This window comes from Halorubrum sp. SP9 (assembly GCF_005435015.1).
In the GTDB taxonomy this organism is placed as follows: Archaea; Halobacteriota; Halobacteria; order Halobacteriales; family Haloferacaceae; genus Halorubrum; species Halorubrum sodomense.
In genome coordinates, this window is record NZ_SGXU01000014.1 from 28,363 (window position 1) to 44,142 (window position 15,780).

13 protein-coding genes and 1 pseudogene are annotated in these 15,780 nt (G+C 64.9%); 1 reads left to right on the forward strand and 13 read right to left on the reverse strand.

Annotated elements, in window-relative coordinates:
• The 7 genes and pseudogenes from EXE45_RS09900 to EXE45_RS09920 all read right to left on the reverse strand — a co-directional run.
• On the reverse strand, positions 1–1,250 hold a 1,250-nt coding region (locus EXE45_RS09900; RefSeq protein WP_199233613.1), incomplete at its 3' end, for a hypothetical protein.
• A gap of 184 nt (positions 1,251–1,434) precedes the next feature.
• On the reverse strand, positions 1,435–4,290 hold the full coding sequence (locus EXE45_RS09905; protein WP_241989458.1) for a hypothetical protein: 2,856 nt from the start codon (positions 4,288–4,290) through the stop codon (positions 1,435–1,437).
• A 303-nt stretch (positions 4,291–4,593) separates the two neighbouring features.
• Positions 4,594–4,692, reverse strand: a pseudogene (locus EXE45_RS21835) (surface glycoprotein); the annotation flags it as partial.
• 100 nt (positions 4,693–4,792) lie between these two features.
• A complete protein-coding gene (locus EXE45_RS19620; protein ID WP_158294259.1) occupies positions 4,793–4,966 on the reverse strand; it encodes a hypothetical protein in 174 nt (57 codons plus the stop codon).
• A gap of 218 nt (positions 4,967–5,184) precedes the next feature.
• Complete coding sequence (locus EXE45_RS09910) at positions 5,185–5,433, reverse strand: helix-turn-helix domain-containing protein (protein ID WP_137694227.1); 249 nt, start codon at positions 5,431–5,433, stop codon at positions 5,185–5,187.
• Between the two features lie 197 nt (positions 5,434–5,630).
• Complete coding sequence (locus tag EXE45_RS09915; protein WP_137694228.1) at positions 5,631–5,924, reverse strand: ArsR family transcriptional regulator; 294 nt, start codon at positions 5,922–5,924, stop codon at positions 5,631–5,633.
• Between the two features lie 83 nt (positions 5,925–6,007).
• The gene (locus EXE45_RS09920) at positions 6,008–6,280 is read right to left on the reverse strand and encodes a hypothetical protein (protein ID WP_137694229.1); all 273 of its coding nucleotides are present in this window, start codon (positions 6,278–6,280) and stop codon (positions 6,008–6,010) included.
• A gap of 372 nt (positions 6,281–6,652) precedes the next feature.
• Between EXE45_RS09920 and EXE45_RS09925 the strand changes: the two genes are divergently transcribed.
• A complete protein-coding gene (locus EXE45_RS09925; protein WP_137694230.1) occupies positions 6,653–6,847 on the forward strand; it encodes a hypothetical protein in 195 nt (64 codons plus the stop codon).
• Between the two features lie 41 nt (positions 6,848–6,888).
• Here the strand turns inward: EXE45_RS09925 and EXE45_RS09930 are convergent, their stop codons facing one another.
• From EXE45_RS09930 to nasA, 6 genes are all read right to left on the reverse strand, one after another.
• The gene (locus EXE45_RS09930; protein WP_092919386.1) at positions 6,889–7,545 is read right to left on the reverse strand and encodes a lactate utilization protein; all 657 of its coding nucleotides are present in this window, start codon (positions 7,543–7,545) and stop codon (positions 6,889–6,891) included.
• Between the two features lie 305 nt (positions 7,546–7,850).
• Entirely contained in the window at positions 7,851–9,503 is a 1,653-nt protein-coding gene (gene thsA, locus EXE45_RS09935; protein ID WP_092919384.1) for a thermosome subunit alpha, read from the reverse strand.
• Positions 9,504–10,264: 761 nt separating this feature from the next.
• On the reverse strand, positions 10,265–10,807 hold the full coding sequence (locus EXE45_RS09940) for a KH domain-containing protein (protein ID WP_008444741.1): 543 nt from the start codon (positions 10,805–10,807) through the stop codon (positions 10,265–10,267).
• A gap of 103 nt (positions 10,808–10,910) precedes the next feature.
• On the reverse strand, positions 10,911–11,897 hold the full coding sequence (gene rio1 / locus EXE45_RS09945) for a serine/threonine-protein kinase Rio1 (RefSeq protein ID WP_137694231.1): 987 nt from the start codon (positions 11,895–11,897) through the stop codon (positions 10,911–10,913).
• 67 nt (positions 11,898–11,964) lie between these two features.
• The gene (locus EXE45_RS09950; protein ID WP_137694258.1) at positions 11,965–13,263 is read right to left on the reverse strand and encodes an MFS transporter; all 1,299 of its coding nucleotides are present in this window, start codon (positions 13,261–13,263) and stop codon (positions 11,965–11,967) included.
• 401 nt (positions 13,264–13,664) lie between these two features.
• On the reverse strand, positions 13,665–15,749 hold the full coding sequence (gene nasA / locus EXE45_RS09955; protein ID WP_137694232.1) for an assimilatory nitrate reductase NasA: 2,085 nt from the start codon (positions 15,747–15,749) through the stop codon (positions 13,665–13,667).
• Between the last annotated feature and the right edge of the window lie 31 nt (positions 15,750–15,780).

Below are 15,780 nucleotides of genomic sequence, written 5' to 3' on the forward strand. Positions count from 1 at the left end.
TCGTCACCAGTGTCGTCGCCGGTACCGTCGCCGGTATCGTCACCAGTGTCGTCGCCGGTATCGTCACCAGTGTCGTCGCCGGTGTCAGCACCGCCGCCACCGCCAGCGGGCGCGCCGCCGCCGCCGCCACCACCGCCACCACCGCCGCCGCCACCGCCACCACCGCCGCCACCGCTGGTGACAGTGACGCTTAGGTCAACCGTGGCGGAGCCGCCAGCTTCGAACGGTACGGTACCGGAGTCACCCTCATCGAGGTCGCTCCCCGATGCGGTGACGGTGATGGTGTCACCGTCGGCGAGTTCGGTGGAGTCCGTGCTGGCGACCGACAGCGAGTAGCTGCCGTCGCCGGACGTCGTAGTCGAGGCTAGCGACGCGCCGTCGGAGGCCGCCTCGACGTTCACGCTGCCGACGCCGTCGCCGTTCTGATCCTCGACGGTCCCGGTAATGGTCTGGGGGGAGACACGATCGACGGTGAAGTTGACCGTCGTCGTTCCACCGGACTCCCAGGTCGACGTCGTGCCAGCGTTTGCGAGAGCGTCTCCCGTGACGTTGACGTTGACGGTGTCACCGTCAGCGACGCCGCCGTTCTGGTAGGCCTCAAGGGAGTAGCTGCCGTCGGCGGCAGTCGTTCCCTCGCCCAACAGCGTACCGTCTGTCGTCGAGACCGAGACGGTCGCGCCCTCGAATGCGTCACCGTTCTGGTCCTCGACGGTCCCCGAGAACGTGTCTGCGGAGAGCGCCGGGGCCGTAATGTCGACCGTCGTCGAGCCGCCGGACTGCCACTGGCTCGTGACGTTCGTGTCTTGGATCGAGATCCCAGACACGTTCAGGCCGACGGTCGAGCCGGTGACCAGTCCGGCCTGTTGCTCTACTGTGACGCTGTAGGTGCCATCGCTGGCCGTCTGCGTCGTGTTCAGCGTCTGGCCGTCGAAGGTCACGTCGACGGTCGCGCCGCCGACGTTCCCCTCGGTGTTCGAGACCGTCCCCTCGAACGTGTGAGTCGGGGTCGTCTCAGTGCCTTCGTTAAAGACAACCTCAGTGGTTTCACCCGAGCTGTAGGTGACGGTCTGTGAGGCGCCTATCGAGGGCACGCGCACGGCTATCTGTTCGTCCTGTGTGCCCGCGTCGGGATCGTCGACCTGAACGCTATACTCCCCGTTGGAGTCTGTCGTCGTGGTCGTCACGACGCTCCCGTCGTAGACGATCTCGACGGTCCCGCCGGTGACGGCGTCGCCGTCGCCGTCCGCCACGGATCCGTAGATCCGATGGGGTACCGACGGCGGCCCGTCTTGAGCGAGCGCGACACCACCGACCATGCTTGTCGCGACGAGGACCGCGGCTAGGACGGCAGCGATGCGTGTCGCCGTCTGTGTATAGTTCCTTGTTGTCATTTACGTATCACCTTATTAATAAAAAAAAGGGTTAGTCTGAGTTCTATGCGATCTGAGCGATCGGACCGGGTGCGCTGGTCATCGGCTCTTCAGTGTAGCTGACATCATCGGCGGTGATGCGGACCCAGTAGGCCTCACCAGGCTTGATGTCTCGGTCACCGTCACCCGGGAGGATTTCGTACGCGACAGGGTTCGCGCCGTTCTGTGCGTAGATGCTGTCGGTCTCGTAGTTGCCGGCAATGGAATCGAATGCGTCGTTCGTGCCGGTGGTTGCCTCCTGTGCACCCTCCTGGTAGTGACCGACCAGGTTCCAGCCCTCATCGAGCGTCTGGGCCGTCGGGAACGGATCGTCGAGTCCAGGCTGCGTGTTGACGTTGATGTCAACCGTGCTCTGCTGGCTCATCTCGACGAGGTACCCTTCGCCGCCCTCGATGAACGGCGCAGCGTCGCTACCGTCGGCGGGGACCCAGTTGACCCACTCGCCGGACGTCGCGTCGTAGTACCAGACACTCTGGAATCCGTCGGCATCCTCAAGCTCCGTCGCGCTGAAGCCGCCGGACGCGGCCGGGACCGAGAACGAGTTCAGCCCCTCGTCCAGCGTGGCCTGGAGCGAGTGGAGACCGGTGTTGTCATCGTCCGCAACATCGTCGCTGGCGGCTTCATTAGCACCATCGTACTCTTCAGAGACAGTACCGGTGACCGTAACCGGCGGAGCGTCGCCAGTCTGGATGTTCCGGTTGATCGTGAGCGTGAGGGTGTCATCACCGTCAGTTTCACCGCCAATCCCGTCTGCTGCCGTACCGTCGACAGCGAAGTCGGCAGCAGCGGCACCCGTAACCGACTCGTTGAACACGACCGTAATCTGCATCGAGTCGCCGTCAGCGTCAGTCACGTAGGCGTTCTCGATGCCCGGTTGGGTGTTGTCGATGACAGCGGGATCAGTAACGTCGATGTTCTCCTGCGTTCGATCCGCGTTGTCGGTGAACGAGTCGACGTCGACATCGTACGAGCCGTCAGGCGCGTTGCTGATCGTCGCCTCGTAGTAGTAGTCACCGAAGCGGTCCTGCTTCTCGGTGAAGTCAGACTCGTCAAGGGTGATCTCGGCCGAGCCGTCGTTCTGCGTCGCCGTAACCGTAGTCGACTGCAGCGTCGCGCCAGGCTCGGGGGTGAGCGTGATCTTCACGTCACCGTTGTCCTGTTCGGTCGTCGCGACACCAAGATCGTCAGCGTCGTCGACAACGACATCGACCGATGCCGACGGGTCCTGGGTCACGCTCGCGTCACCGGTGACAGTTGCGGTGGCGGTGAACTCAGTTCCGTCACTCACTGAAATTTGAGTTTCAGTGAAGGTGTTGTCGGTACCAGCTTCTTCAAGCGTACTATCTCCGTCCACGTCTGCTTCAAACGTGATACTCTCGTACGTGCCCTTTTGCACGTTGAAGATGTCGGAGACGGTGAGGTCACCAGCAAAGACGTGACCGTCGCTTACAGAGGCCGAGACACTGGGATCAGCGTTGTCGACGTTGATGCCGGCGACGCCTTCAGTGTTGGCGGTCTGCGTGTTTCCGACGTCGTCAGTAACCTGAACCTTGAAGTCAACGGCCGTCTCGTTCAGGACCGTAGTGTCGAAGGTCTCCGGGTTCTGGATGACGTCGTCGTAAACCCCTGCGTCACCATCGTTCTCTTCGTCGTAAGTGTAGACGACATCGAGCTGTTCGTCGGCGCCTTCACCGTTACTGTCAACGGTGAAGTACTCGGTGACGTCGATGGTTCCACGGATGTTGTCCGGGATGGCTGTATCAGCATCTGCGGTCGCAGTCGGGGAGTTCGTGTCGACGTAGATGCTACCAGTGTCCGCGCTGGTGTCCAGCGCGTTGCCGGACACGTCGTTTGCGTTCGTGACGACGAAGTTCAGCGTCTGGTTGGAATCCGCCGGGAAGTCAGCGCTGGAGATTACAGCGTTATAGGTTCTGGCTTCCGAATTGAACCCGTTGTCTTTCCCGAAACCGTTGTTGTCGATACCCTCTTTCAGCGTTGCGATATCTTGGTCAGAAGTGGATTCATCCGACGCTTGACCGTCACCGTCAGTGTCGATGTTGATCTCCGGCGTCACCGACGTATCCATGTCCTCATTGAACGTAACGGTGATGAGCTGATCTTCAGTAGCGTCAGAGTTGTTGATCGGAGCTTCCGACACGTCGATGTTCTCGACCGTCGGACTAACGTCGTCGAACTCGAACGAGATCTCCTCAGTCGCGCTGGTACCTTGCGAGTCAGCGGCCGTCACGGAGATCGTGTTCGAACCCTGCTGGAGGCTCGGGATGTTAGCCTCACCCGGCGAGATCGTTAGCGTTCCGCTGGCGTACTCGATACCGTCAGACGCGTCGTCGTCGTCAACTTCGGTGTTGCTCAGTTCCGAGAGCGTCTGACCGTTGAGCGTCGCGTCGATGGTCGTCGTGTCGGGACCCGTCGTCGCGTCGGCAATGTCGACCGTAATGTCCGACGCAGAGTTCAGCGACCCGCCGTCGGTGGGCTGCGTGAACGTGAGCGTCGGCGGCTCCGAGTCGACGGTGAACGAGAAGCTCTGCGTGTCGGTGAGTCCGTTAGTGTCCTCAGCGGTCACGGTTGCGGTCACCGAGCCTTCCGGGTAATCGGACACGTCGGCCCCGCTCGGATCAATGGTCAGTTCCCCAGCGGAACTGCTGTACGAGACTCCGTCGGCACTTGTGGTGAGTCCCGTGTCGTCACCGATGTCGACCGAGAAGCCACCAGCGTTGATACCGTCGTTGTCGGAGACATCGACGGTAAAGACGCTCTGGTTGTCAGTCGTGACACCGCCGATACTCGGGTTCTGGATCGTTGGCGCGCCGTCATCGTCGATGACAATCGAACGCGACACGTCAGCGTTGATTTGATTACCACTACCGATCTGATTAGCCGTTTGCACAAACCGGACTTGTGCTTGGCCTTCAGCAGCGCTACTGGGAACGCTCAGGCCACTAAATACATAAGTGTCTGCGCTACCAGAACTACTGGTAATTTGTGTGTCTTCAGTATCGAGTACTCCGTCTCCATCGACGTCCAGTACGATCTGAACATCGCCTCCCGTATTTACTTTGTAGTCACCGCTTATCGAACCACCTGGCTGTACCGATGCAGAATCCAGAGCGGTATTGGAGCTATCTGTTACTGCCGCAGCGGCACTCCCCGCAAACGCGACAGTCCCCCCCACTACGGAGAGCACCATCACGAGCGAGAAGAAGACCGCTTGCGTCTTCTTCCGTCTATTGTCGTCTGTCATGTAGCGCGTGTTTGTGTTGTCGTCTTCGTGTCGGTCGTCGCGCGATACGCCTCGGTCGTTCGGGTCACGACTGGTACGTCGCGGCCGTCGACTCCCCGTGTCATCGGTCTAACTCGTAGTAGTCCACGAGGACCTCCTCGAGCTTCTCGGAGACGTTCGCCCCGTCCGCGACCGCGTCGGAGCGAACCTCCCGCCAGACCTCTCGGTCCAGCTCGATCGTCGTCCGCGTAAGGTCCGCGGCGTCGTCCCCGCTGTTGTCGTCTGTCATCGCCACTGATGCGCAATCACCTCGCCCTGTACGCCGATTGACCGTTCTAATACGCACTTCACGTTGCAGTTGTCACTTATCTCATCTAACCACTTATATCTACTGACAGTATGTAGGAATAGTATAACCCGCCGCAGAACGCTCCTACCTCCGGTAAGCAGTAGTTACCGGTCGACAGAACCGGGGAGACGGCCTCCGGACTCGGTCCGCCAGCGACGGGAGAGTTACGCGTCCGGACACGTCTCGGCGCGCCGCGCCACGGACCGACCCGCCGACGTGAGCTCGAACGTGTGATAGCGCGGCTCGACCCCGATCGCCCGCACGTAGCCCGTCTCCGCGAGCGTGACCAATCTCGCCCGCACGTACGTACGCGAGCGATCGAGTTTTTGAGTGACCTTCGTCACGTTACCGCCGCCGATCGCTGAGAGACATCGCAACACGCTCAGGTCGAACGTATTGACGATGGGTATCATAGCATCCAGTACATACTACTAGTATATAGAACGGACGATGTTTTCGAGCGACATTTCGGTCCCTGATTTCGGTGCGCGGCCGCAGTGCCGTGCGCGTCGAAATCGACGCAGACATGCCTCTCACGGATCAGTACCCGACAAGCGGAATCCGCGGTGACACGCAGCCCTCCGACCGCGACCGCACCTCCGATTCCGAGCTACTCCCGTTCCGCCAGTTTCCGCTCGATCAGCGCCTCGAAGTCGACGTCGTCGTTCTCGTACTCAGCCCGGTGACTCGCCGCGACCCGTCCCTTCTCCGTGATCTCGTACAGCCCGCTGTTCGGCGCCGGTCCGACGCGATCGAGTAGCCCGTAATCGGCCAACACCGGGAGGCGAGTGTTGACGTAGGATCTGTTCTTGTCGAGGTGGGCAGCGATGTTGATAGCGTTGTTGCGCCTCCCGTTCGAGAGGATCTGTAAGATCTCGAAGTCTGTTGGGACAGTCAGCCGCATCACCTGATAACCAACGTGATCGTATATATATCCTTATGAAAAGAGATGGTCGGCGTATAAGCTATACACGGCGGAAAGTTCTTTCAGTCGGCGTCTTCGGCTATCAGTTCGCGCGCGACCTTGAGGTCCTCCAAGGCGCGCTCGTGGTGCGTGATCGCCTCCGAGAGGCACCTTTCTATGTGCTGATCGTCAAGGTCGAACTCGTCGTGGGTGACGTACAGGAGGTACCGTTCGAGGGACGTGTTCGTATTCGCCTGCGCGTCCATCAGCGACTTGACCACGGCCCAGTCAAGCTCGGGGGTGTTCTCGTCCACGCCTATCAGCTCGTCGCCGGTTTGACCCATCGTGTTATCCATTGATTAATATGTGTAACCGAGTTCATATATAAGTTTTGAACTTATTATTTCAACAACTATTTCGAGTAATGTTGGGCTACTTCAACGTATTTTGGCGTGTGAGCGAGGATAACATCCGCTCGTGCGTTTCGGCATTCTCCGAGATCCGCGCCGAGATCGGCAGTAGACACACCTATGATATACCGTTAGTATCTAAATATTAATTAACCTTTTCATGGTGTCATATCCGCCAATCTCCACGACACGTCGTGTGAATACAGAATCGTAGTGGGCCCGGATTCTAATGATTCGGTAGTCGAGGATTAACGAACAAACACACTATTAGTAGGTACCATCAAAACAACTAACATCTGCCGCTCGTTGACGGTATGTATGAGTGAGTGTCTCTTCCAGTATTCAGGGGGAGACGACTCCGCATCGGAGGGGACTCCATCGGTGGACCGTCGCGCAGCGCTCTTCGACCGTCACCGCACGGACCGGGCGAGTGTCAACGTGAAAATCCAGTACGTGCTGCTCGGGATATTGATCGTCATTGCGACATCCATCGTTGCGACCGTCGTCTTCTAACGGCCGGCGACGGCTCGTCGAGCCCGTCCGACCAGCCGGTTTTAGTACCCGAGCTGCTCGCGCACGAGGACGACCGTCGTCCGACCCTCCTCGGTCTCGCGGCGGTAGATCAGCTGCTTGGCGACGGCGGACTCGACGCCGTACGCCTCCTGCGCGCGCTCGTTCTCCAGCGGGTACGCGACCGACTCCAGCCGGTCGAACGCGTCGTCGAGCGTCGGGACGATCTTGTTGATCCCGGTGACGATGACGACGTTCCCCGCCGCGAACGGGTACGCGCCGATCCGGCTGCCGGAGAGGTCGGCGGCGACGAGCTCGCCCGTCTGGGCGATGGCGTTGATACCGCCGAGGAAGTAGTCGGCCGTCTGCGACTCGCGCCGCGCGGTCTGTCGCTCCGCGTCGTCGTCGATGCCCCAGATCTGGTCCGGGAGGCTCTCCCACTCGTGGTCGCCCTCGCTCAGGAACTCGTCGAACCCGATCTCTTCGAGCGTCGTCGAGTGCCCGTTCATCACGGAGACGCCGGCGGGGATCTGAGATTTCACGGTTGCCAGCGCCTCGTCGGCGTCGTCGACGACGATCACGTCGAAGCCGCGTTCCTCCAGATTGGCGACCGTCTCCTCGACGGTCTCGTCGTCGGGAAGCCCGTCCAGTTCCGCGTCGATCTCCGTCTCGTCTGCGTAGTCGGCTTTCTGCTGTGGCATGGTGAACGTGAGAACCTCGTCGATAGATCGGAGGGCCGGGAGTCACTTAACCGCTCGCGGACACCGCCGTCCGGTGGTTACGCCGGTGTTACCCTCGTGTCTCACGAGCCGAATGTGAGGGTCGGTAGCGCGGTGCGCGGTGAGGCGAAGGGAGACGCGGGCGAGCGACGAGCGGACCGCTACGCGGTCGGTCGTCGATAAAAGTCGCGTGTCGTCGGGGCCCGTAGGGGGCGCGCGACGGTCGGTCTGCGGACGGTTCGGCGAAGCGGCTGCGGTCGGTGTGGGTGGTGTGGCCTACGCGAAGCTCACATCGCGCCGCCCATACCGCCCATGCCGCCCATGCCGCCGCCCATTCCGCCGGGCGCGCCGCCGGGGCCGCCCTCGTCGCCGCCGTCGTCGGTGCCGCCGCCCTTGAGGTCGCCGGCCGCGATGACGTCGTCGATGCGGAGGATCATGACGGCCGCCTCGGTGGCGGACTCGATGGCCTGGGTCTTGACGCGGAGCGGCTCCACGACGCCCTCAGCCTCCATGTCGATCACGTCGCCCGTGTAGGCGTCGAGACCGGCGCCGAACTCGCCGCCGTCGTGGCGGGAGCGGAGGTCGACCAGCGAGTCGATGGGGTCGAGGCCCGCGTTCTCCGCGAGGGTGCGCGGGACGACTTCCAAGGCGTCGGCGAACGCCTCGACAGCGAGCTGCTCGCGACCGCCGACGGAGTCGGCGAAGTCGCGGAGCTGGAGGGCGAGCTCGGCCTCGGGGGCGCCGCCGCCGGGCAGCACCTTCCCGTCGAGCAGCGTCGTGCGGACGACGCCGAGCGAGTCGTCGATGGCGCGCTCGACCTCGTCGACGACGTGTTCGGTGCCGCCGCGGAGGATGAGCGTGACGGACTTCGCCTCCTCGACATCCTCGACGAAGATGCGCTCGTCGCCGCCGATGTCCTTCTGGGCGACGGAGCCGGCGAAGCCGAGGTCGTCCGTCTCGATGTCGTCGAGGTTGGAGACGACGCGGCCGCCGGTCGCGCGGGCGAGGCGCTTGAGGTCGTCGGACTTCGCGCGGCGGACGGCGAGGATGCCCTCCTGCGCGAGGTAGTGCTGGGCCATGTCGTCGATGCCGTCACCGACGAAGACGACGTCGGCGCCGATGTCGACGAGGTGGTCGACCATCTCGCGGAGCTGGGCCTCCTCCTGGTCGAGGAACTGCTGGAGCTGGTCGGGGTCGGTGACGTTGACCTCGGCGTCGATCTCGGTCTCCTTCACCTCGATGGCGCCGTCGAACAGCGCCACGTCGGCGTCCTCGACCGCGAAGGGCATGTTCTCGTCGACGCGCTCCTTGTCGACGATGACGCCCTCGACGAGCTCGGACTCGTCGATGGAGCTGCCGACGACCTTCTCGACGGAGACGTTCTCCGTGTCGATGCCGTCGTCGTCCTGAACCGCGAGGACGGCGTCGACGACGAGCTCGGCGAGGAGGTCCTTGGAGTTCTCCGCGCCCTTGCCCGTCATCGCCGTCTCGGCGATCTCGACGAGCGTGTCGCGGTCGTCCGCGGAGACGTCGATGGCCTCGTCTTCGAGGATCGACTTGGCCTCCTCGGCGGCCTGGCGGTACCCCTGTGCGAGGGTCGTCGCGTGGATGTCCTGATCGAGGAGCTCCTCGGCCTGATCGAGGAGCTCACCGGCGACCACGACCGCGGAGGTAGTGCCGTCGCCGACCTCCTCCTCCTGCGTCTCGCTTACCTCGACGATCATGTTGGCCGCCGGGTGGTCGATGTCCATCTCCTTCAGGATGGTGACGCCGTCGTTCGTGACGACGACGGACCCGCCGGAGTCGACGAGCATCTTGTCCATCCCTTTCGGGCCGAGCGTGGTGCGGACCGACTCCGCGACCGCTTTGCCGGCCGTGATGTTCATGTTCTGCGCGTCCTTTCCGGAGGTACGCTGCGACTCTTCAGAAAGTACGATCATGGGCTGATTGCCCATCCGCTGACGCTGTGACATTACGACCATTGATTGTTTGTGATTCTATATAAATCCTTCGCTCGTATCGTGCGAAACCGCAACACGGTGGGGGAGTATCGACCGGTATGCGGTGCGTTCACACGGCCCTTTTTATAGAACTCCAGATCAACTGCTGGACGCAAATAGGTTATAAACGGACTGCGGTGGCGCGTGCCGGTGAGCGCCGCACCGCGGCGCGAACCGCACGCGCGAGGGAGTCGCTGGCTCCCGGAGCGAAGCGGAGGGTGCCAGCGACGAGGCTGGGGAGGTGTGAGGCTGCGGTCGCGGTGCGGTGCGGTTGCTGTGGGGGTGGGACGCAAAGGGGCAGTCACCGGCGGCTCCGCCGCCGGTTGCCCGTGGCGCGTACCGCCACGCTGCCGAGAGGCGGGCGCAGGCGTTCACGAGAGCTTCGCTCTCGCGAGCCAATCAGAACGCGAAGCGTTCTGATGACGACGCAAGCACCACAGGGAGCGAACGAAGTGAGTGACCGAGGAGCGTGGTTCGAGAGAGCGAAGCTCTCTCGTCATCACGAGACGCCGTCGGCGTCTCGAACGACAGCGAGCGTGCGCCCGCCTCCCGGCTGGGGCTTTGGAGATGTTCGCCGTCGATCTGTGGTCAGGTGCTTATAAGCGAGCGACTGGGGCTTTGGAGGAGTTCTCCACATCACCAATAACAGCAGTTTATAGACAAACAGCGACGCCGCCCGCGACTCCGAGAAATTCTGCCGATTATTGCGGCGCGTTGAAGCTCACGTCGTCGTCGAGTTCGTTCGACATGCGCTCCAAGTACGAGTACACCGCGCCGTGGGGCGCGCCGTCGAGCAGCATCCCGACCGCCCGCCGGACCACTTCGAGCTCCTCGGGCTGGCCCACCGCGCCCACGGTCGACCCGTAGACGACGACGTTGGCGCCCGACAGCTCCTCTAACAGCTCTCGCGTGCGACCGTTCTCGCCGATGATCCGGCCCTTCTTGCGCTGGAGGTCGTTGTCGTTGCGGGTGTGCTCCGACAGGTCGATCAGGTCGAGCGTCCGGAGGTCGTGGTCGAGGATCGACAGCGCCGTCTCCGGCTTGAAGCCGCGGCCGATCGCCTTGATGATGTCGGGAGCCACCATCGCCGCGACGGGGTCGTCGCGCTCCTCGATGGCGACGCTCCCCGACTCCGAGTCGATGTCGAGCCGCACGTTCGCCCGCTCTTCGATCTCCCGCATCGTCTCGCCGCCGGCGCCGATGACGACGCCGATCCGGTCCTGCGGAACCGTCACGTGTTGCATATCACGGAGTACCCGGCGGAGCCTTTTAAGGGTGTTCCGCCGCGGGCGGTGTGTGGCCGCGTGACGGTGGTCTCCAGCCTCTTGAGGGCCGTGTCGCCGCGATCTACTCGTCGGACCCCTCTCCGGAGTCGTCCCGTCCGCCCGACCCCGGCCCTCGGTCTTCTCCCGGCTCCCCGGTCGGGTCCGGCTCCGGCTCCGTCACGTACGCGCGGAGGTCGTCGGGGTCGACGTCGATCCCCTGCCGGGTGAAAAAGGCCGACACGTTCTCGCAGTCGCGCCTCAGGAACTCCCCGGCGTTGGGATGGTGAACCGTCACGGCCTGTCCCAGATCGATGATCACCAGCTCGCCCTCGTGGATGATCATGTTGTACTCGGAGAGGTCGCCGTGGATCAGCCCGGCGCCGTACAGCCGACGCATGTACTCGCGGACGACCTCGTAGGCGGTCTCGGGGTTCTCCACGTCGACCTCGCTCAGCCGCCGGGCGCGGTCCTCGGCGTGGCCGACCAGCTCCATCACGAGGACGTTGCGCTGGACCGCGATCGGCTCTGGCACCCGGACGCCGGCCTTGCGCGCGCGTTCGAGGTTCGCGAACTCCTTGCGGGTCCACGCCAGCACGACCGCCTTCTTGTCGCTCGCGATCCCTTCGAACCGCGGGTCGCCCTCCAGGTAGTCGCGCATCTGTCGGAAGTTCGAGGAGTTGATCCGGTACACCTTCACCGCGACCTCGCGCTCGGGGGTGACGCCCTCCGGCCCGCCGCCCGCCGCCTCCGAACCCGGCTCGGGACGCTCGCCGGCCTGTCCGCCGAGCGCCTCGAAGACGCTCGCCTCCTTCCCGGTCGACACCGGCCCGCCGAACGCGTCGACGTAGCCGTCCTGGACCAGCTTGTACACCGCGGCCAGCGTGGCGTCGTCGAACACCGACTCCTGGAGCTTGAACTGCTCCGTGTCCTTGATCCGCTTGCGGAACTCGTCGAACTCGCGGTCCTGCCGCCGGGCGATCCGGTCGGCCTCGGTGTCGGAGACGTCGAGCTGCTCCCACTCGTCGCCGGGCTGGTCCGCGGGTTCGAGCAGGCCGAAGTCCTCGCTCATTCGTGGCAGGGTTCGGCGCCGCGAGGGATAAGCGAGGGGGTCGGCGGCGGCGTCCCCCCGCGCGCCGTCAGTCGTCGGCGACGGGCGCCGCCTCGCCCTCGCTCACGAACCCGTCGTCCGTCGCCCGCTCGGCGATCCGGGGCTGGAACACCCACGCCGCCAGCGCCACGATCGGGATCATCGACGCGCCGACGACCGCGTATCCGACGTGGAGGTTCGGAAGCAGCGGGGCGGCGTACACGAGGGGGTAGACGATCCCGCCGACGGTGCCGACGCCGCCGACGACGCCGGCCACGGCGCCGGAGCTGTCCGGGAACATGGCGGGCACCTGCGCGAAGATCGCCCCTTCGGAGAACGCACAGCCCATGCCGACGAGGAACCCGGCGCCGAGGGCGACGAGCACCCGGCCGGAGAGCCCCGCGAGCGTCATCCCGAACATCGCGAGCACGACGAAACACAGCGAGACGAACGTCCACTGCTCGCGGTAGCGGCCCGGGAACAGCGGGATGATGTTCCGCTCGGCCCGCGCCAGCCGGTCGCTGACGTAGCCGCCGATCGGGCGCAGCAGTCCGGCGGCGACGGAGAACGTCGCGGCGAACGTCGACGCGAGCACGAGGTTCCGCGTGCCGAATCCCTCGCGGTAGTAGGTGGCGAGCCACCCGTTCATCGACAGTTCGAGCCCGAACGTCATTACGTACGCGAGCGCCAACACGACCGTGCCGTACCGGGTCGCGGTGAAGAGCCACTCTCGAAGTCCCGCGCTCTCTCTCGTCGCCGCGCGCTTCTCGCTGCTCTTCGCGGCCTCGCCGAACGCGTAGTAGACGCCCGCGAGCAGGATCGACACCACGCCGGTGTAGAAGAACGCGGCGCGCCAGTTCGTGGCGAAGATCGGTCCCTCCCACCCGGTCGAGAACACCCGAGGGAGCACGAGCGCCCCGCCCGCCGCGCCGGCGTTGCCGATCCCCGCGTAGATCCCCTCAGCGGTGCCGAGCTCCTCGGCTTCGAACCACTCGGAGACGTGCTGGATCCCGATTACGAACGTGATCCCCGCCGTGGCCACGATCAGCCGCGCGGCGAAGAACGTCGCGTACGACTCGGCGAACGCGCTCCAGATCGAGAAGACCCCGACGTACGCCAGCACGATGGCGAAGATCGTCGGCGCCCCGAACCGGTCCGAGAGCCACCCCGTGAGGACCCGTCCGAACGGCGCCAGCCAGATCGCCGCGCTCGCCAAGACCCCGATCTCGGCCAGCGACAGCCCGAACTCCTCGGCCATCGGCCCCGTGAACGGCGCGAACGAGAACCAGATTAAAAAGGAGAAGTTGAACCCGACCGTCGCGAGCAGCAGCGTCCGGTACTTCGTCATCTCGATCGGGCTGTTCACGCGCACCACCCCTCGCCGGTCGGCGCCCGCCCGTGCGGATCGCCCTCGCTGACTGTCGGTTTCTCATCCGTCTGCGCCTCGACGCATTCGAACGTACGGTAATTCACGTTGAAAGGGCATGAACCCGACGTTAATAAGATAACTGATGGACATATGTACGTCGATAGTTGATAGAATGAGTAATAGCAAACTCCCACGCTTCGAGCCCATTTTATTCTTTATTTTAGAAAGAGAATTTTTCTTAGTGAGAAATAAGCGCCGTCAAAAGCCATGATTTAAATTTATTTACCGTATGATCGTTCATTACATGGACAGAATAGCGAGAACGGCGGAGCGCGTCTCCGGCAACGAGGCGCGTACTACCGGAACGGCGCGCCCGGAGATCACTCGGAGGCGACCGGTTCGGGGTCCCGGCGCCCGCGTCGCTCCGGCGCCGCGATCCGCACCGCGCACTGCTTGAGATTCGGTTCGGCGGAGTCCGGGTCGACCGCTGACAGCGTGAGTTCGTTGATCGCCCCGTTGTGGATCGGCAGCCAGATCATTCCGGGCGGCACGTCGTCGTTCGCGCTCACCGCGACGCGCACGTCGCCCCGCCGGGACGCGATCACCGTCTCCCCCCGGTCGAACGCCTCCAAGTGGCGAGCGATCGTCTCGGGGTGGATCCGGGCCGTGGGGGCCCCGTCCGCGCCGTCGCGCGTCCGGACGCCGGTGTTGTAGACGCCGTCGGCCCGGCCCGTCGTCAGCGTGAGCGGGTACTCGCCGTCGACCGGCTCCGGCACCTCGGCGTGCGCGGCCGTCGAGAACCGGGCGCGGCCCGACGGCGTCTCGAACGACCAGTCGCCGCCGTCGCGGTACCGGTAGCCGCCCTCGGCGTCCGCGCTCGGGGCGGGCCAGCGGACCGCCAGTTCGTCGGCGAGCCGATCGTAGGAGATCCCGGACAGGTCGGCCGTCGTGCCGGCGGTGAGGGCGCGCATCTCGTCGAACACCGCGCCCGGGTCAAGCGGCGGGTCGTCGAACAGGCCGGGGTGGATCCGGTTGCCGATCGCCGCGATGACGTCGAGGTCCTGTCTGGCCTTCCCCGGAGGATCGGCGGCCGCGGTGACCCGCGAGACGCGGCGCTCCATGTTCGTCGTCGTCCCCTCGGACTCCCCCCACGTGGCCGCGGGCAACACCACGTCGGCGTGGGCGACGGTGTCCGACCGGAACGCGTCCTGGACGATCAGGAACGCCTCGTCGAGCGCGCGCTCGACGTGGCCGGCGTCGGGCATCCCGGCGGCCGGGTTCGTCGCGACCGTCCAGCAGACGTCGACGTTGCCGCGGGCGAGCTCGTCGACGATGCGCACGAACCCCGGCCCGGGATCGTCGGGGAGGCGCCCGAGCGGCACGTCCCACGCGTCCGCGACGTCGCGTCGGGCGTCCGGGTCGTCGAACGGCCGGTGGCCCGGCCACGTCCGCTTCGAGGCGCAGACGCGGTTCCCCATCGAGTTGGCCTGTCCCGTGAGCGAGAACGGGCCGCTCCCCGGCCCCATGTTGCCCGTCGCGAGACAGAGGTCGATGATCGCCCGCGCCGTCCCCGTGCCCTGGATGCTCTGGTTGACGCCCATCCCCCAGTAGATCAGCGAGTCCGCGGCCAGCGCGCCGGCAATCTCGTCGATCCGTTCGAGCGGGACGTCCGCGGTCGCCGCGGCGTCGGCGGCGGCCGGGAGCGACTCGACGGCCTCGGCGTACCCCTCGGTGTGTCGCTCGACGAACCGCTCGTCGACCGCACCGCGCTCGACGACGCGGGCGAGGACGGCGCGGGCCAGCGCGAGATCGGTGCCCGGCTCGGGCGCGACGTGGCGGTCGGCGGCCGCCGCCGTCCGCGTCTCCACCGGGTCGACGACGGTCAGGTCGCCGTCGCCCCCGGCGGCGCTGTTCTCGATCCACGAGTGGAGGACCGGGTGGGCGACGGCGGGGTTCGCGCCCCAGACGACGTGGGTGTCCGCCGCCGGGATGTCGTCGTACGTCGGCGGCGGCCCGTCGCTGCCGAACGCCTGGTGGTACGCCATGACCGCCGAGGCCATACACAGCGTCGTGTTCGCGTCGTAGTACCGCGTCCCGAACGCGCCGCGGGTGACCTTCCCCAGCGCGTAGGCGGCCTCGTTCGTCTGCTGCCCGCTCCCCAGCACGGCGACGTTGTCCGGGCTCTCCCGGATCGCCTCGATGAGCCGGGTCGCGACGACGCCGAGGGCGGTGTCCCAGTCCGTCGGTCGGAGCGACCCGCCGCGACGGATCAGCGGCCGCGTCAGCCGGTCCGCGCCGGGGTCGACGGTCTCGCTGACCCCGCGCTGGCAGGTGCGGCCGCCGGTGGCCGGGTGGGCCGGGTCCCCGGAGACGTCGACGACGCGCCGGTCGTCGTCCGCCGCCTCCTGGCGGTAGCCGCAGCCGACCGCGCAGCGCATACAAGTGGTCGGTCGCCGCTCGGTCATAATGCGGGTGGCGGAACTGATCGATCGTCGT

Coding starts and splice junctions, on each gene's coding strand:
- EXE45_RS09940 (WP_008444741.1), bottom strand. CDS start 10,807: ATGCAACACGTGACGGTTCCGCAGGACCGGATCGGCGTCGTCATCGGC.
- EXE45_RS09915 (WP_137694228.1), bottom strand. CDS start 5,924: ATGCGGCTGACTGTCCCAACAGACTTCGAGATCTTACAGATCCTCTCG.
- rio1 (WP_137694231.1), bottom strand. CDS start 11,897: ATGAGCGAGGACTTCGGCCTGCTCGAACCCGCGGACCAGCCCGGCGAC.
- thsA (WP_092919384.1), bottom strand. CDS start 9,503: ATGATCGTACTTTCTGAAGAGTCGCAGCGTACCTCCGGAAAGGACGCG.
- EXE45_RS09950 (WP_137694258.1), bottom strand. CDS start 13,263: ATGACGAAGTACCGGACGCTGCTGCTCGCGACGGTCGGGTTCAACTTC.
- nasA (WP_137694232.1), bottom strand. CDS start 15,749: ATGACCGAGCGGCGACCGACCACTTGTATGCGCTGCGCGGTCGGCTGC.
- EXE45_RS09925 (WP_137694230.1), top strand. CDS start 6,653: ATGAGTGAGTGTCTCTTCCAGTATTCAGGGGGAGACGACTCCGCATCG.
- EXE45_RS09910 (WP_137694227.1), bottom strand. CDS start 5,433: ATGATACCCATCGTCAATACGTTCGACCTGAGCGTGTTGCGATGTCTC.
- EXE45_RS09930 (WP_092919386.1), bottom strand. CDS start 7,545: ATGCCACAGCAGAAAGCCGACTACGCAGACGAGACGGAGATCGACGCG.
- EXE45_RS09920 (WP_137694229.1), bottom strand. CDS start 6,280: ATGGATAACACGATGGGTCAAACCGGCGACGAGCTGATAGGCGTGGAC.